The sequence below is a fragment of the Amycolatopsis sp. NPDC004368 genome (assembly GCF_053602515.1).
Map to the genome: position 1 here is coordinate 507,748 of NZ_JBSGDT010000001.1, position 22,410 is coordinate 530,157.

Annotated in this window: 22 protein-coding genes and 1 tRNA gene; 16 read left to right on the forward strand and 7 right to left on the reverse strand. The window is 70.4% G+C overall.

Annotated elements, in window-relative coordinates:
* Positions 1 to 216 precede the first annotated feature (216 nt).
* A complete protein-coding gene (locus ACWEOE_RS02320; RefSeq protein WP_452002721.1) occupies positions 217 to 555 on the forward strand; it encodes an effector-associated constant component EACC1 in 339 nt (112 codons plus the stop codon).
* Between the two features lie 78 nt (positions 556 to 633).
* Here ACWEOE_RS02320 and pknB read toward each other — a convergent pair whose 3' ends face one another.
* From pknB to ACWEOE_RS02355, 7 genes are all read right to left on the reverse strand, one after another.
* Positions 634 to 2,628: a Stk1 family PASTA domain-containing Ser/Thr kinase gene (gene pknB, locus ACWEOE_RS02325; RefSeq protein WP_452002723.1), complete on the reverse strand. Its 1,995-nt coding sequence runs from the start codon at positions 2,626 to 2,628 to the stop codon at positions 634 to 636.
* Complete coding sequence (locus tag ACWEOE_RS02330; RefSeq protein ID WP_452002725.1) at positions 2,625 to 3,905, reverse strand: protein kinase domain-containing protein; 1,281 nt, start codon at positions 3,903 to 3,905, stop codon at positions 2,625 to 2,627. Before ACWEOE_RS02330 ends, pknB begins: the two co-directional genes overlap by 4 nt.
* Positions 3,906 to 3,908: 3 nt before the next feature.
* Entirely contained in the window at positions 3,909 to 5,372 is a 1,464-nt protein-coding gene (locus ACWEOE_RS02335) for a peptidoglycan D,D-transpeptidase FtsI family protein (RefSeq protein WP_452002728.1), read from the reverse strand.
* Positions 5,369 to 6,934, reverse strand: coding sequence for an FtsW/RodA/SpoVE family cell cycle protein (locus tag ACWEOE_RS02340; protein WP_452002730.1), 1,566 nt, complete (start codon positions 6,932 to 6,934; stop codon positions 5,369 to 5,371). Before ACWEOE_RS02340 ends, ACWEOE_RS02335 begins: the two co-directional genes overlap by 4 nt.
* A complete protein-coding gene (locus ACWEOE_RS02345) occupies positions 6,934 to 8,337 on the reverse strand; it encodes a PP2C family protein-serine/threonine phosphatase (protein ID WP_452002733.1) in 1,404 nt (467 codons plus the stop codon). The genes ACWEOE_RS02340 and ACWEOE_RS02345 overlap by 1 nt, the downstream gene beginning before the upstream one ends.
* On the reverse strand, positions 8,334 to 8,795 hold the full coding sequence (locus ACWEOE_RS02350) for an FHA domain-containing protein FhaB/FipA (protein WP_452002736.1): 462 nt from the start codon (positions 8,793 to 8,795) through the stop codon (positions 8,334 to 8,336). Before ACWEOE_RS02350 ends, ACWEOE_RS02345 begins: the two co-directional genes overlap by 4 nt.
* A gap of 101 nt (positions 8,796 to 8,896) precedes the next feature.
* A complete protein-coding gene (locus ACWEOE_RS02355; RefSeq protein WP_452002738.1) occupies positions 8,897 to 10,159 on the reverse strand; it encodes a DUF3662 and FHA domain-containing protein in 1,263 nt (420 codons plus the stop codon).
* A 132-nt stretch (positions 10,160 to 10,291) separates the two neighbouring features.
* On the opposite strand from ACWEOE_RS02355, the gene ACWEOE_RS02360 reads away from it, so the two are divergent.
* The 15 genes from ACWEOE_RS02360 (at position 10,292) to ACWEOE_RS02430 (ending at position 22,400) form a co-directional block, all read left to right on the forward strand.
* A tRNA-Leu gene (locus tag ACWEOE_RS02360) sits at positions 10,292 to 10,374 on the forward strand.
* Between the two features lie 516 nt (positions 10,375 to 10,890).
* The gene (locus ACWEOE_RS02365; protein WP_452002741.1) at positions 10,891 to 11,808 is read left to right on the forward strand and encodes an ABC transporter ATP-binding protein; all 918 of its coding nucleotides are present in this window, start codon (positions 10,891 to 10,893) and stop codon (positions 11,806 to 11,808) included.
* Positions 11,808 to 12,662 (forward strand): ABC transporter permease, encoded by an 855-nt coding sequence (locus ACWEOE_RS02370; protein ID WP_452002743.1) that lies wholly within the window; start codon positions 11,808 to 11,810, stop codon positions 12,660 to 12,662. Before ACWEOE_RS02365 ends, ACWEOE_RS02370 begins: the two co-directional genes overlap by 1 nt.
* Before the next feature lie 13 nt (positions 12,663 to 12,675).
* A complete protein-coding gene (locus ACWEOE_RS02375; protein WP_452002746.1) occupies positions 12,676 to 13,797 on the forward strand; it encodes a sensor histidine kinase in 1,122 nt (373 codons plus the stop codon).
* On the forward strand, positions 13,794 to 14,402 hold the full coding sequence (locus ACWEOE_RS02380; protein WP_452002749.1) for a response regulator: 609 nt from the start codon (positions 13,794 to 13,796) through the stop codon (positions 14,400 to 14,402). Before ACWEOE_RS02375 ends, ACWEOE_RS02380 begins: the two co-directional genes overlap by 4 nt.
* Complete coding sequence (locus ACWEOE_RS02385) at positions 14,393 to 15,544, forward strand: amidohydrolase (protein ID WP_452002752.1); 1,152 nt, start codon at positions 14,393 to 14,395, stop codon at positions 15,542 to 15,544. Before ACWEOE_RS02380 ends, ACWEOE_RS02385 begins: the two co-directional genes overlap by 10 nt.
* Positions 15,545 to 15,955: 411 nt before the next feature.
* Positions 15,956 to 16,096, forward strand: coding sequence for a hypothetical protein (locus tag ACWEOE_RS02390; protein WP_452002755.1), 141 nt, complete (start codon positions 15,956 to 15,958; stop codon positions 16,094 to 16,096).
* 39 nt (positions 16,097 to 16,135) lie between these two features.
* Positions 16,136 to 16,273, forward strand: coding sequence for a thiocillin family RiPP (locus ACWEOE_RS02395; RefSeq protein ID WP_452002757.1), 138 nt, complete (start codon positions 16,136 to 16,138; stop codon positions 16,271 to 16,273).
* Positions 16,274 to 16,317: 44 nt separating this feature from the next.
* Complete coding sequence (locus ACWEOE_RS02400) at positions 16,318 to 16,476, forward strand: RiPP peptide (RefSeq protein ID WP_452002760.1); 159 nt, start codon at positions 16,318 to 16,320, stop codon at positions 16,474 to 16,476.
* 13 nt (positions 16,477 to 16,489) lie between these two features.
* Positions 16,490 to 16,639: a thiocillin family RiPP gene (locus tag ACWEOE_RS02405; protein ID WP_452002762.1), complete on the forward strand. Its 150-nt coding sequence runs from the start codon at positions 16,490 to 16,492 to the stop codon at positions 16,637 to 16,639.
* Between the two features lie 52 nt (positions 16,640 to 16,691).
* Positions 16,692 to 16,841, forward strand: a complete 150-nt coding sequence (locus ACWEOE_RS02410; protein ID WP_452002765.1) for a thiocillin family RiPP — start codon at positions 16,692 to 16,694, stop codon at positions 16,839 to 16,841.
* 50 nt (positions 16,842 to 16,891) lie between these two features.
* Entirely contained in the window at positions 16,892 to 17,035 is a 144-nt protein-coding gene (locus ACWEOE_RS02415) for a hypothetical protein (protein WP_158688140.1), read from the forward strand.
* A gap of 126 nt (positions 17,036 to 17,161) precedes the next feature.
* On the forward strand, positions 17,162 to 18,403 hold the full coding sequence (locus tag ACWEOE_RS02420; protein WP_452002768.1) for a cytochrome P450: 1,242 nt from the start codon (positions 17,162 to 17,164) through the stop codon (positions 18,401 to 18,403).
* Positions 18,400 to 20,523: an ATP-binding cassette domain-containing protein gene (locus tag ACWEOE_RS02425; protein ID WP_452002770.1), complete on the forward strand. Its 2,124-nt coding sequence runs from the start codon at positions 18,400 to 18,402 to the stop codon at positions 20,521 to 20,523. The genes ACWEOE_RS02420 and ACWEOE_RS02425 overlap by 4 nt, the downstream gene beginning before the upstream one ends.
* On the forward strand, positions 20,520 to 22,400 hold the full coding sequence (locus ACWEOE_RS02430; RefSeq protein ID WP_452002773.1) for an ATP-binding cassette domain-containing protein: 1,881 nt from the start codon (positions 20,520 to 20,522) through the stop codon (positions 22,398 to 22,400). Before ACWEOE_RS02425 ends, ACWEOE_RS02430 begins: the two co-directional genes overlap by 4 nt.
* The last annotated feature ends 10 nt before the right edge of the window (positions 22,401 to 22,410 follow it).

The window sequence follows — 22,410 nt, forward strand, 5'->3', positions numbered from 1 at the left end:
CGGGAAACGCTCCGGCGCCGCGGGTGAGTCCCACCGGTCCACCGGCATTCGTCGGCGGCACGACGCGCCCGTGCCGACGGCGGATGCCGGTGCCCGACCGGAACGATTGCGTGGCGTGATATGCAAATTGCAGTACGCAATCGAGGGTGCTGGTCTTCCTCCGTGGCGACGCGTCGGTTACCCTCGCGCCGTCTGTTCACCCGTGAGGGGAGAGTCGTGACGGCCGGTATCGCCGCGATCACCGTGGCCGGCTCGGAGGCCGAGCTGCACCAGCTCGCTTCGTGGTTGCGCTCCGAGGACGAGCTTCGCGACCGCGTCCGGCTGTCCGAGAGGTCCGTGGCGGGCGACGCCGTGGTCGTGATGGTGAGCAGCCGGTCGGTCGCCACGCTGTGCCGCTCGCTGTTCGGCTGGCTGCGCAAGGGCGGCGGCGACGAACGTGTGCAGCTCAAGCTGAAACGCTCTGGAGCGGTCGAAGAACTCGACGTCGACTGGGGTTCGGGCAGCGACGTGGACGCCGTGCTCGCCAGTGTCCGCGGCTTTCTCGACCAGGACTGAACCGTTTCTCCGGCAAGCATCTCCGACACAGCAAAGGGCCCGCACGGCGAACCGTGCGGGCCCTCTGGCGTCAGCTGATCAGCGGTTGCCAGGCGGGAGGCCGATCCCACCGTTGCCGCCGGGGCCACCCGACGTCGTCGGTGTACCGCTGTCATCCTGTTCCAGGATCGTGAGCGTGACGTTCTGCGTCGGTGAGATCGTCTGGCCCGCGTCCGGGTTGGTGCGGATGACCGTGTTGGGCTGGCCGGCGCCGAAGTGCACGGACTGGACGGTGATGTTGCCGGACCAGCCCAGCTTCTGCAGCGCCTGCGTGGCCTGGTCCTCGGTCTGACCCGTCAGGTCCGGCATCGTGAAGTTTTGCGGACCCTTGGAAACCGACAGCGTGATCGTGGAACCCGGCTGGACCGAGCCGCCGTTCGGCTGCTGGCCGACGACCTGGTTCTTCGGGTCGTTCGAGTCCACGTCGTTGCGCTTCACCGTGAAGCCGAGACCTTCGAGCTTCTTCTTCGCGGCGTCGTAGTCGGTGCCGGTCGTGTCCGGCACCTGCTTGAGGTTGACGCTGCCGCCGATCACGATGTTCACCGCCGACTCCAGCGGCGCGGACGAGTTGGGCGTCGGGTCCTGCTTGATGACCTTGCCGACGTCGTCCTGGTTGTCGACGTTCTGCGTCGTGACGTTGCCCAGCTTCAAGTGGGCGTCCGTGAGCGCCTTGCCGGCGTCGTCCTGAGTCTTACCGGTCAGGTCCGGCACCGGCGTCGTCCCGAGCTTCGCACCCACGTACAGCTGGATCTGCGTGGTCGTCGAGACGTTCTGACCGACGTTCGGATCGATCGCCACGACGTTGCCGATCTGGTCTTCGCCGCAGGTCAGGCCCTTGGGGTTGGTGCTGGGGTCCGGCGCGCCGCACACCACGTTCTTGTTCGGCGCGAACGAGGAGAAGCCGGCCGTTTGCAGCTCCGACTTCGCGACACCCACCTGGTGGCCCACCACGGCCGGGATCGCCGCGCTCGTGGTCTCGGAGCGGAACGAGCCGTTGAGCCACATGATCAGCAGGATCACGCCGGCCACGATCAGCGCGGCGACGATCGCCAGGATCGTGCGGTTGCGCCGCTTGGCCTTCGGGTCCTCGTCCGGCTCCTCGGCGTACTCCTCGTAGCGCTGGGGCTGCCGGCGGTCGGCGTTCATGACCTGGGTGCGCTCGTCCTCCGACATCACCATCGGGGCGGACGGACGCTGGCCCGAGAGCGTGCGCACGAGGTCCGAGCGCATCTCGGCGGCCGACTGGTACCGGTTGGCCGGACCCTTCGCCAGCGCCTTGAGCACCACGGCGTCGAGCTCGGGCGTCACCGCCGGGTTGACCGACGACGGCGGGTTCGGGTCCTCCCGCACGTGCTGGTAGGCCACGGCGACCGGCGAGTCACCCGTGAACGGGGGCTCTCCGGTGATGAGCTCGTAGAGCACGCAGCCGGCGGCGTACACGTCGGAACGCGCGTCGACGGCTTCACCGCGCGCCTGCTCCGGCGAGAGGTACTGCGCGGTGCCGATCACGGCCGCGGTCTGCGTCATGGCCGACTGACCGTCGTGCATCGCGCGGGCGATGCCGAAGTCCATCACCTTGACGGCGCCGTTCTTCGTGATCATCACGTTGGCGGGCTTCACGTCCCGGTGCACGATGCCGTGCCGGTGCGAGAAGTCCAGCGCGGCGCAGACGTCGGCCATGACCTCCATGGCCCGCTTCTGCGACATCGGGCCCTCGGTCTTCACGATGTCGCGAAGCGTCCGGCCCTCCACGTACTCCATGACGATGTAGGGCAGGTTCCCGAACTCGGTGTTGGCCTCACCGGTGTCGTAGACCGCCACGATCGCCGGGTGGTTGAGAGCGGCCGCGTTCTGCGCCTCACGGCGGAAGCGTTCCTGGAACTGGGGGTCGCGGGCGAGGTCAGCACGCAGGACCTTGATCGCGACTTCCCGGCCGAGACGCACGTCGAGTCCGTGGTGGACCTCGGACATGCCTCCGTAGCCGAGCGTCTCGCCCAGCTCGTACCGATTGGAGAGCAGTCTGGGTGTGCTCATCTCTGTGTGCCGTTCCATTCCGTCCAAGGTGTGGTCATGATGCCTTGCAGGCCCTGCTTCTCGCTGGCACCCGGCTCCGCGGGTCCGCCTGCGTTCGGTCCGGCGGGCCGGCCGGTGGGCTCGACCGGCGTCGGTCTGCCTGTGTCCACGCTTCTCGGTGTCTGTGCGTTGCCCGTCACCCTCGCGATGACGAATGCCGCCGCCACGATCACGGCGACCACGAGCACCGCGAGCAGCACCCACCAGCCCCATTGGCTCCTCCGCCGCGGCACGGGCGGGTGCACCGCCTGCCGCACCGCGCCCGCCGGAAAAGCGGGGCCAGGACCGATGGGCGCGTGGGGGATCTCGCCGGCCTGCGGCATCCCGGGGGGTGTCCGGCCGGCCGCGTAGGCCGCGTTGACCACACCGAGCGGTGTCGGCAGCGGGTGACCGGCGCGGATCGCCGCCACGGCCGCGGCGAACTCGCCGCCGCTCGCGTAGCGCTGCCGCGGGTCCTTGACCAGGGTCGCTTCGATGACCGCACGCGCACCCGGCGGCACGTCAGGCGGCAGCGGCGGCGGCACGTCGCGGATGTGCATCATCGCGACGCTCACCGAGTTCTCCGAGAGGAACGGCCGGTGGCCCGCGAGGCACTCGTAGCCGCACACGGCGAGCGAGTACACGTCGCTGGCCGGCTCGGCGTCGTGGCCCAGCGCCTGCTCAGGCGCGATGTAGTGGGCCGTGCCCATCACCATGCCGTTGCGGGTCACCGGGGCGGCGTGCGCGGCCTTGGCCACGCCGAAGTCGGTGATCTTCACCTGCCCGGCCGGCGTCACGAGGATGTTGCCCGGCTTCACGTCGCGGTGCACCAGGCCCTGCTCGTGCGCGGCCTGCAGCGCCGTGCCGGCCTGCTCGAGGATGTCGAGCGTGTAGTCCGCCGACAGCCGCCCGTGCTTGGCGAGGATGCCCGCGAGCGGGTCGCCCTCCACGAACTCCATGACCAGGTACGCGATCGGCAGCGCGTCCTCGGCGCTGCCGCCGTCGGACCCGGCGAAGGTCTCGCCGTAGTCGTGCACCGCGGCGATCCCGGCGTGGTTGAGCGACGCCGTCATCCGCGCCTCGGTGCGAAACCGGTGCAGGAACTCGGCATCACCCGACAGCTCGGCCTTCAGCACCTTCACGGCGACGACCCGGTCGAGCCGGGTGTCGCTCGCCTGCCACACCTCGCCCATCCCGCCGACGGCGATCCGGTTCGTCAGCTTGTAGCGCTCGGCCAGCAGCTGACCCGAGGACAGCATGGGTCACCCACCCCCGAGGCGCGCGGCGATGGCGGCCCGGCCGATCTCGGCGGCGACGGAGCCACCGGTCGCGGCGAGCCCGCGGTTGCCGCCGTTCTCGACGATGACCGCCACGGCGATCTGCGGGTTGTCCGACGGCGCGAACGCGGTGTACCACGCGTGCGGCGGGGTGTTCTTCGAGTCCGTGCCGTGCTCGGCGGTGCCGGTCTTCGACGCGATCTTCAGCGCCGGGTCCTTGCCCTTGCCCGCCGTGAAGCTCTCCGACGCGATCATCATGTCGGTCATGATCTGGTCGTTCTCGGGCGAGAGCGCCGGCGTACCGGTGAGCTGCTCGGGGTCCACGTCCTCGATCGTCGAGAGGTCCGGCGCCAGGATCGACTGCACGAGCTGCGGCTTCATCGCCATGCCGCCGTTGGCGACGGTCGCGGCGAGCAGGCAGTCCTGCAGCGGGGTGAGGCGGACGTCGCGCTGGCCGATGCCGCTCTGGTACAGCGCGGCCTGCGAGTCGAGCGCGCCGACGGTCGAGGGCGCCACCTTCATCGGCACGGTCAGGTCGGTCTGACCGATGCCGAAGTTGGCCGCCGTCGCCTTGATCTTGTCGGCACCGAGCTGGCCCGCGAACGTCGCGAACGGCACGTTGCACGAGTGCGCCAGCGCGTCCTTGAACGTGTTGCCGGGGCAGGTCTCGCCGCCGTAGTTCTCGAGCGTCGTGTTGGTGTCCGGCAGCTTCACGTTGGGGGCGGTGCTGACCACGGTGTCGGGGCCGATGCCGTTCTGCAGCGCAGTGGACCCGGTCACGATCTTGAACGTGGACCCCGGCGGGTAGGTCTCCGAGATCGCCCGGTTCAGCATCGGGTTCTTCGGGTCCTTGGAGTAGTTGGCCCAGGCGGTGTTCTGGTCCTTGCCGTGCGACGCCAGCGTGTTCGGGTCGTACGACGGCGTGGACACCATCGCGAGGATGTGGCCCGTCTTCGGGTCCATCGCCACCACGGCGCCGGTGTAGCCGCGCTGGGTCATCAGGTCGTACGCGGCCTTCTGCACCTTCGGGTCGATCGTGAGCTTCACGTTGCCGCCACGGGGATCGCGCCCGGTGACCATGTCCGACAGGCGGCGCACGAACAGCCGCGGGTCGGAACCGTTGAGCACGTCGTCCTCGGCGCGCTCCAGGCCGCCGGCGCCGTAGTTGATCGAGTAGAAACCGGTGACGGGCGCGTACATCGGGCCGTCGGTGTAGGTGCGCGTGAACTTGAACTTGTCGCTGGAGGCCTTCACCCCGGCCAGCACCACGCCGTCGGGCGTGACGATCTGCCCGCGCTGGCGCGAGTACTCGTCGTAGAGCACGCGCTGGTTGCGCGAGTCGGTGCGGTAGTCGTCGGCCTTCACGACCTGGATGTAGGTGTCGTTGGCCAGCAGCAGCACGATCATCACGAGCATCGCCATGCCGACCTTGCGCAGGGGCGTGTTCACGCGATCCTCCCGTCCGCGGCGGGGTTCGCCGCGCCAGAGGCGCCGTTGCCAGTGTTGTTGCCAGGGCCCTTGTTGCCAGGGCCGTTGTTGCCGTTGCCGGTGTTGTTGCCGGGGCGCTGCACCAGCACGGTGTGCGCCTCGGCGATCGGAGCCTGGGGTGGCTGCGGTTTCGCGCGCTTCACCGGCTTGCGCGCGGCGTCGGAAATGCGCAGCAGGAGCGCGACGAGGATGTAGTTCGCGAGCAGCGACGAACCACCCTGGGACAGGAACGGCGCCGTGATACCGGTTTCCGGGATCAGCGCCGTGACACCGCCGACGACCACGAAGATCTGCATGACCACCGTGAACGCGAGCCCGCCGCCGAGCAGCTTGCCGAACGTGTCGCGCACGGCCAGCGCGCTGCGCATGCCGCGCATCGCGATCAGCAAGTACAGCATCAGCACGGCGGCCAGGCCGATGAAGCCCAGCTCCTCGCCGATCGACGCGGTGATGAAGTCGGTGCCCGCCGCGGGCACGATGTCCGGCCGGCCCGCGCCGAGGCCGGTGCCGCCGACCCCGCCGGTGCCGAGGCCGAACAGGCCCTGCGCGAGCTGATAGGAGCCGCCGAGCTCGTCGTAGCGCGGGCCCAGCGGGTTGAGCCAGTTCTCCACGCGCTGCTGCACGTGCGTGAAGAGGTTGTAGGCGATGATGCAGCCGCCGATGAAGAACGTGAGCCCGACGACGACCCAGATCACGCGCTCGGTCGCGACGTAGAGCATCACCAGGATGATGCTGAAGTACAGCAGCGAGGTGCCGAGGTCCTTCTCGAACACGAGGATGCCGATGCTCGCCGCGGCCGCGATGAGGATCGGGCCCAGGTCACGGGCGCGCGGCAGCTCCACGCCGAGGACCTTCTTGCCCGCCACCATGAACAAGTCGCGTTTGGACACCAGGAACGACGCGAAGAAGATCATCAGCAGGATCTTCGCGAACTCACCGGGCTGGATCGAGAAGAACGGCAGCTTGAGCCAGACCTTCGCGCCGTTGACCTCGGACAGGCTCGACGGCAGCACCGCCGGCAGTGCCAGCGCGGCGATGCCGACCAGGCCGAACGTGTAGCCGTAGCGCGTGAGGGTGCGGTGGTCGTTGACCACGATCAGCACGACCACGAACAACGCCAGCGCGATGACCGTGAACAGCACCTGCTTGGTCACTTCGGGGCTGTACTCGGCGCCCTTCTGCGCCGCCTGCTCGGCCTCGGCCAGGTCGAGGCGGTGGATCATCACCAACCCGATGCCGTTGAGCAGCGCGACGCACGGCAGCAGCACCGGGTCCGCGTACGGCGCCCACCGGCGCACGGCGAGGTGCGCGGCGGTGAGCACACCGAGGTAGGCCAGACCCAGCCACAGGATCGAGAGCGTGAGCTCCTGCTCCTGGTTGGCCTCGACGAGCACGAGCGCGAGGGTGACGATGAACGCGGCGAACGCCAGCAGCAACAGCTCGGTGCCCCGGCGCTTGGGCAGCTCCCGGGGCGGATTGGTCGCGAACTGGGCCGACAACGGGTCGGCCAGGGGCTGACCCATCAGTTACCGCCTCCTGTCGGCGCCGTACTCGACGCCGAGCAGTCCCTCCCCGCAGGCTGGTTCGCCGACGAAGACGCGCCACCCGAAGGCGGCGGGGCGACGCTGCTGGACGACGCCGGCGGGCCGCCGGGGGCCGTCGGAACGCCGGAAGTGGTGCCGGGGGTGACCGGCGGGCAGTCGGTCAGCTGCTTGCGCAGCCGAAGGAAGTCGTCGATGTAGGTGCGGGCGTCGTCGAGGCTCTCGCGCTTCACGCCGTTCTGCACGGCGATGCGCGCGTCCTCCTGCAGGGCCGGCACCCGCAGCTTGTCGGTGCACAGCGTGCCCGGCGGGCACGAGCCTTGCTCGAACGAGTGCAGTTGGATGCCGAGGATGCTGCCCGGCACCCCGCGGTAGATCACGACCTCCTGGTCGGGACCCTCACCCACGTAGTACTGGCTCAGCACGAAGTAGCGCGTGGCGATCGCGGCCGCGGCCAGCACGATCAGCACCACGACGGCGCCGACCAGCCACCGGAACCGCTTGCGGCGCTTCGCTTTCGGGTCCTCCTCGAACGCCTGCGGCTCGGGCCGCGGCGGAGGGGGCGGCTGCGTGAGCGCCCGGGCCCGCGCGGCGGGGGAGTCGCCCTGGTGCTGCTCGTCGCTGCCGTCACCGGCGGCACCGCCCACGATCGGGGCGTCGTCACCGAAGTCGACGTCGACCACGTCGGCGATGATCACGGTGACGTTGTCCGTACCACCGCCCTTGAGGGCCAGCTCGATCATCCGGTCCGCGCAGTCCTGTGGGTCCGCGATGCGGATGGCCTCCGACATCGTCTCGTCGGAGACCATGCCGGACAGGCCGTCGGAACAAATCAGGTACCGGTCACCGGGACGCGCCTCGCGCACGGTGAGGCTCGGCTCGACCTCGTGCCCGGTGAGCGCCTTGAGCAGCAGCGACCGCTGCGGGTGCACCGCGGCCTCCTCGGCCGTGATCCGGCCCTGCTCCAGCAGCTCGTTGACGAAGCTGTCGTCGCGGGTGATCTGGGCGAACTGGCCACCGCGCAGCAAGTACGCGCGCGAGTCGCCGACGTGCACCAGCCCCAGGCGGTTGCCCGCGAAGAGCACGGCCGTGAGCGTGGTGCCCATGCCGTCGAGATCGGGATCCTGCGAAACGAGCTCGGCGATCGCCGCGTTGCCGTTGGTCACGGCCTCGCGGAGCTGACCGAGCAGGTCGTCGCCCGGTTCGTCGTCGTCGAGCGGGGCGAGTGAGGCGATGACGACCTTGCTGGCCACCTCACCGGCCGCGTGACCGCCCATGCCGTCGGCGAGCGCGAGGAGGCGAGGGCCGGCGTACACGGAGTCCTGGTTGTTCGAACGAACCAGGCCCCGGTCGCTGCGGGCCGCGTAGCGGAGGACGAGAGTCATGGGCGAAGCTCGATCACCGTCTTGCCGATCCGGATGGGGACTCCGAGCGGGACCCGGAGGGGTGCAGTGACCTTAGCCCGGTCGAGGTAGGTCCCGTTCGTCGAGCCCAGATCTTCCACGTACCAATCCTCCCCGCGCAGGGCGATGCGGGCGTGGCGGGTCGACGCGTAGTCGTCGTCGAGCACCAGCGTCGAGTCGTCGGCGCGGCCGATCAGGATCGGCCGGCCGTCGAGCGCGATCCGGGTACCCGCCAGCGCACCGTGGGTCACCAGAAGCTGCTGCGGGGCCTTGCTGCCCCGCGGCTTCTTCTCCTTGTTCCTGCGAAACGTCGGCACCTGCACCCGCAGGCCGGACGCGGCGTAGAGATCCGAACGGACGACCCGCAGGGCGGCGAACACGAAGAGCCAGAGCAGCACGAGAAAGCCCACTCTGGTGAGTTGAACGACCAGCTCTGGCACTTGTTGTGTCCGCTCCCGACTCTGCCTGCAAGCCGCGGCGCGCGCGCACCGCGGATCCCCCCGCACGACAATTCTGCGGGAACCCCGTCACCGGCCTCTGGTCAGCCCTGGGTTCGGAACACCAACGAAGAGTGCCCCACCCGGATGACGTCCCCGTCGGCCAGCTGCCACGTCTGCACCGGAGTCCCGTTCACGGTCGTGCCGTTCGTGGACCCGATGTCGGCGAGCGTGGCGCTCTGACCGTCCCAGGTGATCTCCAGGTGCCGGCGCGAAACCCCCGTGTCCGGCAGGCGGAAGTCGGCGTCCTGGCCGCGGCCCACCACGTTCCCGCCCTGCTTCAGCGAGTAAGTGCGGTTCGAGCCGTCGTCCAGCTGCAGGCTCGCCGCGAGCTGACGACCGGCCGCGGGCGCGCCGGGCTGACCGTAACCACCCTGCTGGCCGTACGGGTCGGCCTGGCCCTGGCCGTAACCGCCCTGCTGGCCGTACGGGTCCGCCGCGGGCTGCTGGCCGTAGCCACCCTGCTGCTGGCCGCCGTACTGGTCATAGCCGCCCTGCTGGGGCTGGCCGTAGCCCTGGTCGTAGCCACCCTGCTGGTAGCCGCCGCCCTGCTGGCCGCCGTACTGGTCGTAACCGCCCTGCTGGGGCTGGCCGTAGCCCTGGTCGTAGCCACCCTGCTGGTAGCCCTGGTCATAGCCGGGCTGCTGGCCACCCTGGTCGTAACCGGGCTGAGCACCGCCCTGCTGGCCGCCGTACTGGTCGTAGCCGGGCTGCTGGCCGTAACCACCCTGCTGCTCGTAACCACCCTGCTGGCCATAGCCCTGGTCGTACCCGGGCTGCTGGCCACCCTGCTGTCCGTAGCCGTACTGGCCCTGCTGGCCGTACGGGTCACCCTGGTCGTATTGGCCGTATCCGGGGGGCTGGCTCATTGCTGGGTCTCCTGCGTTGCTGGGTCGTGCCGACCGTGACGAGCCACCGGGTCCACTCGCGTGGGCGTCGGGATCGACGGACGAACGGGTCTTGAACTGTCCAGTATGCAGCGCCTCGTTGCGCTCGAGTGATACGACGACGTCACCATAGGTCTCCCAGCCGTGCTCGGCGAGGTGTTCCGCCACGGCTCGTGTGAGAACCGAAGTGACCCGCTGCTCGTCACCGGCCATCCGATCGTGGTCAGCCTGCCCCAAGGACACGATGTAGTGATTCGGGGCGAGCTGCCGACCGCCTGCCAGCTCACGAACGTTCTCCTCGCCTTCCCGCTCGAGCGCCACCGCCACTTCCTGCGTGACGACGTTGCCACCGAACATGCGCGCGAAGGTGTTCCCCACGAGGTTCTCGAGACGCCTGTCGAAGCGCTCTACCCGACCCACCTGGGGTGACCTCCTCGCACGTGTGCTTCCGCACCGATCCTATCCGGGAGAGGAAGCCTCGACACGGCCCCCGGTGAAACCCGCGAAAACCGCCTGCTACGCTTTGCTGGCTGTCAGAGAGTGAAGCAACTCGGGCGAGTGGCGGAATGGCAGACGCGCACGGTTCAGGTCCGTGTGTCCGAAAGGACGTGAGGGTTCAACTCCCTCCTCGCCCACTGGTGTTCAGAGGCCCCATCGCTAGCGCGATGGGGCCTCTTCCCGTTTGGTGGAGGTCGTCGTTTTTTCTGGGGGGCGACCCCCCCAGACCCCCACGGTGCGGTCGAGGCCCGGGTGGTGGGGTCGCGTTTCGGGGTGGGCCCGGTGGTGCGGTGGAGATCCGGGTGGTGGGGTCGCGTTTCGGGGTGGGCCCGGTGGTGCGGTCGAGGCCCGGGTGGTGGGGTCGCGTTTCGGGGTGGGTCCGGTGGTGCGGTGGAGATCCGGGTGGTGGGGTCGCGTTTCGGGGTGGGCCTGGCGGTGTTGTGGAGATCCGGGTGGTGGGGTCGCGTTTCGGGTGTGGGGCCCGGGTGCGGTCTGGACTGTCGTTGTCCGGGTGCGGTGGGAGTCTGGTGGTCCAGACCCGGCGGTGAGCTGGGGGTTATGAGGTTTGTCATGCGGTCGGGGTGGGGGACGCATGGTGCGTTGGTGAGGTGTGCGTCTACAGGCTGGCGGGTGGGGGCGCCAGGGTGGATCGCATGGGTAGGGAAAAGGTTGTCGAGGTGGAGGGGCTGAGGGTCGAGTACGGGTCCTTTGTCGCGGTCCACGAGTTGAGCTTTGCGGTGCGGGCCGGTGAGGTCTTCGGGTTGCTGGGGACGAACGGTGCGGGCAAGACGTCGACGATGGATGTGCTGGAGGGGTACCGGAGGCCGTCGGCCGGGAGCGTGCGGGTGTTCGGGGTGGATCCCGCGGCGGAGCGGGAGGAGGTTGCTCCGCGAGTCGGGATCATGTTGCAGGAGGCCGGGTTTTTCGATGATCTGACGGTGGTCGAGTCCATTCGGGCGTGGCGGAGGTTCACGGCCGATCCCCTGTCGTTGGACGAGGCTGTCGAGTTGGTTGACCTCGGCAAGGTGCGGGACACGCGGGTCGGGAAGCTGTCCGGGGGTGAGCGGCGGCGGCTGGATCTGGCGCTGGCCGTGTTGGGGCGGCCGGAGCTGCTGTTCCTGGACGAGCCGACCACCGGGTTGGATCCGCAGGCGCGGCGGCGCACGTGGCACGTGCTGGAGAACATGGTCGCCGGGGGCATGGCGATTCTGTTGACCACGCACTACATGGAGGAGGCGCAGTACCTCGCCAACCGCGTGGCGATCATGGATCGTGGGCGGATCGTGCGGCACGGGTCGGTCGACGAGGTGATCGGGGCGGATCACGGGTCGACGGTCACGTTCGTCAGTGAGGTGGCGGTGCCGGCCGAGCTGGCCGGGGTGTCCGAGGACGGGCGGCACTACGAGTTGAGCAGTACGGACCCGCAGGCGGATCTGCACCGGCTGCTCGACTGGGCCGCTCGCGCCGGCGTGCGGATCTCGGACCTCGAGGTCCGGCACAACTCGCTCGAAGACGTTTTCCTCAGGGTGGCCGACGAAGCCGCCCTCGCCACCACCGCGAAGGAGCGCTGATGACTGCCCTCGCCCCCGCGCCGCGGGTCCGTCGTTCGCTCGGTTTCTGGCGCTACACCTGGTCGCAGTTCCTGTTGTCGCAGAAGGTGCACTGGCGCGATCTCGGATTCGCGCTCACCGGTGTGCTGATTCCGCTCGGGCTCGGCATCGGATTGCCGGCCAGCCAGCACGGCAAGGGGGAGATCGCCGGCGTCGACGGCGGTGTGTACCTGCTGCCCGGGATGATGGGGTTCGTCCTCGTCTGGATCGTCTACAACGTGGTGAACTCCGCGACCAGCCGGCGCGGGAAACTGATTTACAAACGCCTTCGCGGCACACCTTTGCCGGACACGGCCATCATGACCGGCGAAGCGATGAGCGGGTCGGTCACGAGCATCGCGCAGGTCGTCGTCCTGCTCGTTTTCGGCCTTTCGTACCTGGGTGCGCCGGCGCCGGCGAATCCGCTGTTGCTGCTGGTCGGCGTGGTGCTGGGGGCGTTCACGTTCGCGCTGCTGGCCATCGGGGTGTCCGGGCTGCTGCCCACCAGCGAGGTGTCCACGTGGATCGTGACGCCATTCCTGTTCCTCATGATGTTCGCGTCCGGAATCGTTTTCCCGCTGTCGGAAATGCCGCACTTCCTGCAGATGCCGGTGCAGTACCTGCCGTCGAGCTCGGTCGTGGAAATCCTGCGCACCGCTTATCTCGGCCGCGACTTCGCGACGAATCCGGCGACGGCCCAGCTGCCGTACCAGGTCGGATTCCTGGAGTCGTTCAGGGCGTGCGTCATGCCGCTGGGGCTACTGTGTGCCTGGATCGGCGTTTCCCTCGGCCTGGGCAAGCGCTTCTTCAAATGGGACCCGAAGCGGTCGAGCTAGCGCAGGAGGAGACGTGGACCGGTGGAACCCCGGGACACTCGGCCGCGTCGTCGCGCTGCTGATCCTCGGGACCACCGTCGCGTTCACCGCCGAGGCGTTTTTCCTCTGGCTCAGCACCCACCCGCAGGCGCTCGACGTGCTCTTCGCGGTGCTGGCCGTCGCGGGAGTGCTGGCCGGGCTCGGGCGGATCGTGTGGGCGGTCGTGCGGCGCGCGGCCGCCTGCGGTGAGCACCTGGTCGACGTGGCGATCGCCACCAGCCTCGCGTTCGCGCTGCTGCTGGCCTTCGGGCCGGCGTGGCTGGCGTTGCCGTCGCTGGTGGCCGGTGTTTCCGCGATCAGCCTCACCGGGCGCAAGCGGTGGATCTTCCCGCTGGTCGTGCTCGTGGTCACGGCGGGGCTGGCGTTCCTGATGCAGGTGCCGGCGTACGCGGTGGCCGAGGTGCTGCTGCGCTCGCTGGTCACGATCGTGGTGCTGGCGGGGATGGGACTGCTGGTCACGTATGCGGCGGAAGTCCACGCCAACCGCGACGAGCTGGCCCGCATGGCGGTGGTCGAGGAGCGGCTGCGCTTCGCCCGCGACCTGCACGACGTGCTCGGCCGCGGCCTGTCCGTGGTGCGGCTCAAGGCCGAGCTGGGGGTGCGGTTCATGGACACCGACCCCGAAGCCGCCCGCACGCAGCTGACGCAGATCGCGGAGCTGGCCGGTGGGTCCGTGACGGAGCTGCGCAAGGTGATCGCCGGCTACCGGCAGCCGAGCCTCGCCGAGGAGCTGCGCGGCACGTCGTCGATCCTGTCGCTGGCCGGCGTCCGTGTGGTCGCCGACCCGGTGCCCGAGGGGCTGCCCGGGCCCGTCGCCGAGGCGATCGGCTCGGCCATCCGCGAAGGCGGCACCAACATCCTGCGCCACAGCGCCGCCGAGAACTGCCGCGTCGAGTTCGTGCGGGACCCCTCGTGCGTGCTCTTGCGCATCCGCAACGACCGTCCGCACGCCGGCGGCACGCGCGCCGGACACGGCCTCACCGGGCTGGCCGAGCGCCTCGCCGCCGTGGGCGGCACGCTGGAGCACGGCGAGGTCGAAGGCGATTTCGTGCTCACCGCCCGCGTGCCCCTTGACCAGCCGAGGAAGAGCTCATGACCCTGCGGATCGTGCTCGCCGAGGACCACGCCCTGCTGCGCGAGTCCCTGCGCACGGTGTTCAGCCTCGCCGAAGACATCGACGTGATCGCGGCCGTGGACAACGGCGCCGACGCACTGGAGACCATCCGCCGCGAGCGCCCCGACGGCGCCATGGTGGACATCGACATGCCGCGGATGTCCGGGCTCGAGGTGGCCGAGGCCGTGCGCGCCGAAGGCCTCGACTGCGGGCTGCTCGTGGTCACCAGCTACGGCAAACCCGGCTACCTGCACCGCGCGATGCGGGCCGGGGTGCGCGGGTTCGTCACCAAGAACATCTCGCCCGACGACCTGATCACCGCCGTGCGCAAGGTCTGCACCGGCGGCCGGCACGTGGACCCGGAGATCGCCGCCGACGCGCTGGCCGTGGGTGAGACACCGCTGACCGAGCGGGAGCTGGACGTGCTCCGGCTCTCGGGTGCGGGGCTGCGGCCCGCCGAAATCGGCGCGCGGCTCTCGCTCGCGGAGGGCACGGTGCGCAACTACCTGTCGAGCGCGCTGACAAAGCTGCAAGTCGACAACCGCGTGGCCGCGTACCGCGTTGCCGAGGAGTCGGGATGGCTGTGACGGAGCTGCTGGAGCTGTACCAGGATCTGCATCGGCACCCGGAGCTGGCGGGCATGGAAGAGCGGACGGCCGGGGTGCTGGCGCGCGAGCTGGCCGCCTTGGGTTTCACCGTGCGTAGCGGAATCGGTGGCCACGGCGTGGTCGCCGCGTTCGAAAACGGCGCCGGGCCCACGGTCGCGGTGCGGGCCGAGCTGGACGCGTTGCCGCTGGCCGAACGCACCGGTCTGCCCTACGCCGCCGAGGGCGCGGTGATGCACGCGTGCGGCCACGACCTCCACGTGGCCGCTGTGGTCGGGGCGGCTCGGGAGCTCGTGGCGACGCGTGCCGAGTGGAGTGGCCGGCTCTTGGTGCTGGGGCAGCCGGCCGAGGAGACGCTCGAAGGCGCGCTGGCCATGGTGGCCGACGGCCTGCACGACGTGTTCGGTGTACCCGACGCGCTCCTGGCCCAGCACGCCGTGCCCGGACCGGTCGGGCGCGTGGGCCATTCGCCGGGGCAGATCACCGCGCCGTGTGCCGAGCTGGCGATCTCCGTGCACGGCCGGGGCGGGCACGCCGCGGTGCCGCACCTCGCCGTGGACCCGGTCGTGCTGGCCGCGCACCTCGTGGTGCGCCTGCAGTCGGTGGTGGCGCGCGAGACGAATCCGGCCGAGCCGGTGGTGGTCACCGTCGGCTCGGTGCACGCGGGCGACGCGGCGAACGTGATCCCGGACCGGGTCGAGCTCGGCGTGAGCGTGCGGGCGGCGTCCGACGGCGCGCTGGCCCGGGCGCTGGCGGCGATCGAGCGCGTGTGCCGGGCCGAGGCCGCGGCGTCCGGTGCGCCGGTGGAGCCCGGCGTCGTGACGGTGCGCTCGGCACCCGCGACGACGAACGACCGGCAGCTCACGCTCGCCGTGCGGGCCGCGCACCTGGGCGCGCTGGGCCCGAACCTCGTCTCGTGGACGCCGCCCGTGGCCGCGGCCGAGGACTTCGGCCACCTGGCCGCGCGCGAGGGCGGCCGCGTGCCGCTCTGCTACTGGACGCTCGGCGTCGGCGACCGCGGGACCAACCACGCCCCCGACTTCGCGCCGGCGCCGGAGGCTCTCGGCGCGGGTGTGCGCACGTTGGTGCTCGCGGCCCAGGCCGTCTTCTCGGCCGCTCGCTGAAGCCCCCGCCCGCCTCGCCGGGCCCGGTCTCTCTGAGTTCCCAGCGGAGCCGCAGCTGGTTCACGTCCGAGTGGTTGCCCTTCGCGGTCGGTACGCACCGTCACCCCTGGGTAGTCGCGCAGGCACCCTTCGTGCACTGACCTTAAGGGAACCCTAGGAGAAGCCTAAGATAGCTGCCAGCTAACTACTCCAGTCGGGTGACATCGGTGATTTACCCTCCTCTTGCATGGGGGGTTGGGTTTAGCGTTCCCCCTGTGCGAATCGCTCAGCGCGAATAGCACAAAACTGGGGAATCAAAAGCCTGGGGGGGCTTGCGTGATGAGAACTGTTACGGTTGCCGCTTTAGTTGTCGTGTCCGTTTTGACCGGTATTTCTGCTGCTGAGGCCAGTGTCCCGGCACCCCCGAGATGCGTGCCGAGCTCGCAGTCCAAGTTCGTCGGCTTCGAGCTGGCGAAATGGGACTACGTCGGTGCTCAGGGCGAGGAATACCTGTACCGGTACAGCTTCAACGGTCGCAGCCTGGGCATTGTCACCTGCAAACCCGAGGCGTGAATTCCATCCGCCTTTGACCTCGGAAAGGAGGTGAAAGGAATGCAGGAAAACATCGTCGACGCGGTGGAGGAGCTGCAGGTCGAGGAGCTGGTGGAGACCACCGCTGCCGGCACCGCTTTCTCCATCGGCAGCGCCGGTTGCCCGTCGAGCATCGGCACCGCCTCCAGCTTCGGCTGAGCAGTCCCGCACCACTGATCCGTCAACTTGTGAGGAGAACCGAGATGAACGAGTTCGACATCCAGGTCGAGCAGGCGTTCGCCGAGGACATCACGGTGGAGGAGCTCGGCGAGGTCGCCGGCGCCGGTACCACCAACACCGGCGGCACCATCAGCTCCACCACCTGCCCGGCGTGCATCGGCACCGCCTTCAGCTGGTCCTGAGAGGAAAACTGTCATGGAGATGCAGGAGTCGCAGGACTTCACCGAGGAACTGACCGTCGAAGAGCTGTCCGACGCCACCGGCGCCGGCTGGTGCGTGGGTTCGGCCGGCACGTTCGGCTGCCCCTCGAGCGCCGGCAGCTACGGCACCGTCAGCTCGTCCTGACGCACTGACGATCCCGCTCGAACCACTGCGCATTCAGTAGGGAGGAAAAGCAATGAACGAGGAAATCTTCGAGCCGGCCACGTCCGAACTCACGATCGAGCAGCTTTCCGACGCACAGGCCGGCAGCTTCTGCCTCGGCACGGTGGGCACCGCGGGGTGCCCGAGCTCGGCGGGCACGGTCGGTACCGCGAGCTCGAGCTGACAATCCCCATGGACATCCGCGGCGAAACGAACCTCTGAAGGGAGGTTGTCATGGAGAACGTTACCACGCAGGCCCCGCAGGTCGAGGAGCTCGTCATCGAGGAGCTGACCGAAGCCGGTGCCAGCAACTGCTTCGGAACGGCGGGCAGCATCGGCTGCCCGGTGTGCTTCGGCACGTACGGCTGCGCCACCTGAGTCTTCTGATTTCAGGTGTGAGGTCGGCTATTCCACCCACATCGCGTGGTCGCCGTCGAAGAGTATTTCATGAATGGCGGCGGCCACGCGGTGCGGGAAAACGCGTGCTCGTGAAAGGACTGGGGGATGTCGGAAATCGTCCAGCGGTTGTGGCGGCACTTCGCCCGTCAGGAGCCGTTCGGGATGCACGCTCCGGATTTCTTCGCGGAGCTGGTGGAACAGGCGCCGGTGGTGCGCTTCGACGGAATGTGGGTCATTTCCGGTTATGAGCTGGTGACCCGCCTGTGCACCCACCCCGGCTTCCCCATGGCGGCCCCGGTCTTCACCGCGGAAGCCCACCGGGATAACCCACAGTTTGTTCGCTTCTTCGGCAGCACCATGTCGGTGCGCGCCGCCGAGGAGCACACCCGGCTACGCAGTGTGCTGACCGGGGCGTTTTCCGGCCGTCGCCTGGGCCTCCTGCGCGACCGGATCGACGACGTCGTGGCCGAGCTGCTGGCCGAACCCCTGCGTCGCGGCGAAGCCGAGTTCGTCTCCGAGCTGGCCACGCCGCTGCCCGCCGCGGTCACCGCCGTGCTGCTGGGCGTGCCGGCCGCCGACCGCGACCTGGTCACGAAGCGGGCCACCGGGATGATGAACCAGCTCGCCGCCGGTTTCCTCACCGAGGAGCACCCCGAGGCCGGCACCCCGATCACCGCCGCCGAGTTCGCCGAGCTGCGCGGCTACGTCGACGAGCAGCTGGCGCGGCGCCGCGTCGAGCCGGCCGAGGACCTGATCGGGCACCTGGCGCAGGCTCAGGAAGAAGGCAAGCTCACCGCGGAAGAAGCCGTGGACATGGTGCTGCTGCTCTTCATGACCGGGCTCGACACCGTGACGGCCGCGCTGGCCAACACCCTCGTGGTGCTGTCCGAGCGCCCGGACGTCGCCGCCGCGCTCGCCGCCGACCCGGCGTGCGCGGACCGCGTGTTCGCCGAGGCCATCCGCCTGCGCACCCCGGTCGCGTTCGGCTCGCGCCAGGTCGCCCACGACCTGTCCGTCGGCAAGCTGCACTTCAAGGCGGGCGACACCGTGATCCTCGCCTTCGCCGCCGCCAACCTCGACCCGCGCAAGTTCGACGCGCCGCGCGAGTTCCGCTGGGACCGGCCGATGACCGGCAACGTCGCGTTCGGCCACGGCAGTTACTACTGCCTCGGCAGCGCGCTCGCCGCGATGACCGCGCAATCGCTGCTCAGCGCGGTGCACGACCGGCTGCCGGCCCCGAGCCGCCCGCTGGCCGAGCTGCCCTGGCGCGCTTCGCTCGCGTTCCCGACGCCGCGCGTGCTGCCGGTGAACTTCGCGCCCGCGCTGGCGGAAAGCGGTGCCCGGTGAGCACGCGCTACCGGTCTCGCGCCGGAGCCGAGTTCCGCCAGGTCGAGGAATCCGACTGCGGTGCCGCCTGCCTGGGCATCCTGCTCGCCGGGTTCGGCAAGCACCTGTCGTGGCCGATCCTTTCGCAGGCCTGCGGCGGTGGCCGCGACGGCATCAGCGCCGCGACGCTCGCCCGCCGCGGCCAGCAGTTCGGGCTCACGGTGAGTGCCAAGCGCGTGCGCCTTTCCGGCGCCGACACCGATGTCGCGACCCTGCGAGGGCTGGCCGCGCCCGGTGTGGTGTTCGTGGACAACCGGCACTTCGCGGTGCTGGAACAGGTCGGCCGCGGCGGCAAGGTGCGGCTGCACGACCCCGCCACCGGCCGGCACACGCTTTCGCTCGACGAGTTCCGCGAGCGGTTTTCCGGGCTGTACCTGGGTTTCCGGCCCGCGGCCGGGTTCGAGCCGAGCGGCGCGCCGCAGCGGGTGCTGCCGCGGGCGTTGCGCTGGCTCGGCGCCGGGCTGCCGGTGGTCCTCGGCGCGGTGGTGGCCGGGATCGTCACCGCCGGGCTGACCGTGGTTGCCGCGTTGCTGGCGCGCTCATTGGTCACGGCGACCGCCGGGCCCGGCGCGACGTGGTGGCTGGCCGCGGTGGCCGTGGGTGTGGCGCTCGCGGGATGGGCGCAGCAGCGGCTGGTTTCGGCCGCGTTGCTGCGGACCTCGCTCACGCGCTCGACCGAGCTGGTCGCGCACCTGTTGCGCTTGCCCGGCAGCTACTTCCACCGCCGGTTCACGGGCGGGGTCGCGGCGCGCGTGCAGATCGCCGACACGATCGCGCAGCAGCTGACCACGGTCGTGCTGCCCGTCGCGGTGAGCCTGGCCGCGGTTCTGGGGTTGCTCGCGGTGCTGGCCGTGCTCGCTCCGGCGGCCGCCGCGGTGCTGGTCGGGAGCACGGCGCTCACCGCGCTGGTCGTGCGGTTCGGCCGCCGGTCGGGCACCGAGCGGCAGTCGGCGTTGCTGGTCGAGCAGTCGGCGCGCGACGGGCTTTCGCTCAACGTGCTCTCCGCGATCGACACGGTGAAGGCCGAGGGCAGCGGACGCCAGGCGTTCGGGCGCTGGTCTTCGGCGCAGCGCAAGGTCCTGGCCGCGCAACGCCGGGCGGCGCTGGGCGAGCACGGGATCGGGCTGGTCGTCACGGCGCTGCACGCGCTGGGATACGCCGCCTGCCTCGCGCTGACCGCCGTGGTCGCGCCCGGCGAGGTGATCACCGTGGCCGTGCTGGCCGGTGTGTGGCAGCTGCACGCGGGTGGGCTCGTCACGGGCCTGCACCGGATCGGCGGTCTGCGCAGCAGCTTCGCCGCGTACGACGACGTGGCCGGCGCCGAGACCGATCCGTCCGATGTGGACGAACCCGTGGCCGTCGGCCCGGGGCGGGTCACCGTGCGCGGGCTGCGCTACGGCTACGACACCAACACCGAGCCGCTGCTGGCCTCGCTCGACCTCGACGTGCCGCCCGGCGGCCGCATGACGCTCGTCGGCGCGAGCGGCTGCGGCAAGTCGACACTCGCGAAGGTGCTGGCCGGGCTCGTGCGGCCGTGGTCGGGCGTGGCGCTGATCGACGGCCGCCGCAGCGCCGACCTGCCGCCGTCGGTGCGGCCGTTCCTGGTGGGGTACGTGCCGCAGCGGCCGGCGTTTTTCGAGGGCACCGTGCGTGAGAACCTCGAGCTGGGCACGTCGCTGCCGGACGACGCGATCGCCGCGGCGCTGGACGACGCGCAGCTCACCGAGACGATCTCCCTGCGTGGCGGCATCGACTCCGCGCAGGTCAGCCAGCAGGCCCGCAACTTCTCCGGCGGCGAACGGCAGCGCCTCGCCCTGGCCCGGGCGCTGGCTCGCAACCCGCGCGTGCTCGTGCTCGACGAAGCGACCAGCGCCGTCGAGACCGCGCTGGCCGCCCGCATCGACGCTGCCCTGCGTGCTCGCGGGACGACCACGGTCGTGGTGGCGCACCGGCTTTCGGAAGTCCGCGGCGACGACACGGTCGTGCTGCTCGACCGCGGCCAGATCCGGGTGTACGGCACGCACGACGACCTGCTCGCCCACACCCGCGGCTACCGCGACATCGCGGAGGTGGCCGGATGACCACCACCTTGCCCGCCGGCGAAACCCGTTCGTGGTTCGAGGAAACCGGCGCGACGGCCGCGTCCTTGAAGCAGGCCACGGCCGGCCGGACCAAGCCCGAAGCCGAGCAGGCCGAGAGCGCGCCGGTCGCGGCGCAGCCGGTTCTCCCCGCCACGCCGAAGGCCGCGATCCTGCCGCACGAAGGCAGCACCGGCCGGCGTCTGCTGTCGTTCGCGGTGCGCGGCCAGCGGGCCCGGCTCGTGGTGAGTGCCGTGATCGGGTTGCTGGCGACGGTGTTCGGCTTCGTGGTGCCGCTGGCCGGGATGGTGCTCGCCATCGCGATCGCCGCCGGCAACCGGGACGCGGTGCCGTACCTGGCCGGCGCGCTGGTGGGGCTGCTCGCGTTGCAGCTGCTGACCACCGCGCTGGTCGAGCGCGGCCTGCTGACCTTGACCGACGGCGCACAGGACCGGCTCGAGTCGGCCATCTGGCAGCGCCTGCTGAGCCTGCCCGCGACGTTCTTCCGCGACTACCCGCTGCGTCGGCTGATGGGCTTCTCCGGTGGGGTCGGCCAGCTGCGCGGCCTGCTCGGCAGCGGCGGCCTCACGGCGGCGCTGCACGCGGTGTTCGCGCTGGTGGCGATCGCGTTGCTGGCCCTGCTGGACCCGTGGCTGGCCGTGGCGGCGGTCGGGGTGTTCGGGGTCGTGCTCGCCGCGATGCTGTGGCTTTCCGTGCGCCAGCAACGCCACGACACCGACGTGCTGTCCGCGGTGGACGACGTGCAGGCCGCCGTGTACCCGGCGATGCTCGGCATCGACGACGTGCGGGCGTTCGGTGCCCAGTCCCATGTGGTCGGTCGCTGGCGCGAGGCTTTCCGGGCGCAGAAGCGCTCCGACGACGCGGGCCTGCGGTACGCGGAAATCGCCAGTGCGCTCGCCGTCGCCTGCTACCCGGCGCTGCTCGCGGTGCTGCTGCCGATGGCGTCGGGTCTCGGGTTCACCGGGCAGTGGACGGTGGTGATGGTGGCGATGACGCTGAACCTCACCGCTTCCCGGCTGCAGGGTGCGCTCGTGGGCCTGTTCGCCATCGGCCCGGTGCACGCCCGCCTCGCGCCGGTGCTGACCACGCGGCCCGAGACGCCGGCGCGCCCGACCCCGTTGCCCGCCGCACGCGGCGCGATCGAACTGTGCGATGTCAGCTTCCGCTACCCCGGCCAGACCCGTGACCTGCTCACGGACATCTCGCTGCGCATCGAGCCGGGGGAGTTCGTGGCGCTGATCGGTGCTTCGGGCGCGGGGAAGTCGACGCTGCTGCGCCTGATGCTCGGCCTCGACCGGACCGAGCGCGGTGTGGTGCTGGTCGACGGCGTGGACGTGAACACCTGCGACGTCGACGACCTGCGCACGCGCATCGGTTACGTCGCCCAGGACGCCACGCTCATGCGCGGCACGCTCGCCGAGGTCATCTGCGGCGCGGCGGCCGAGGTCGACCTCGACCTCGCCCAGCACGCAGCTGAGCAGGCGCAGCTCGGCGACGTGGTCAAAGCCTTGCCGATGGGCCTGCACACGCAGGTCACCGACGGCGAGAGCGGGCTGTCGGGCGGCCAGGTGCAACGGCTGCTGCTCGCCCGCGCCCTGGCCAAACACCCCGCCGTGCTGCTGCTCGACGAGGCCACCAGCGCACTCGACGCCGCCGCGCAGGAACTCGTGCGCCGCGCCGTCGACGACCTGCGGCTGACCCGGGTGGTGGTGGCCCACCGGCTCTCCACCATCCGCTCGGCCGACCGGATCGCCGTGCTGGAGCACGGCCGCATCGCCGACATCGGCACCTTCGCCGAGCTGTCCGGCCAATCGAAGGCTTTCGCCCGGCTGGTGGGCTCCGCCCGCCGGCTCGACTGAGGGGACAACC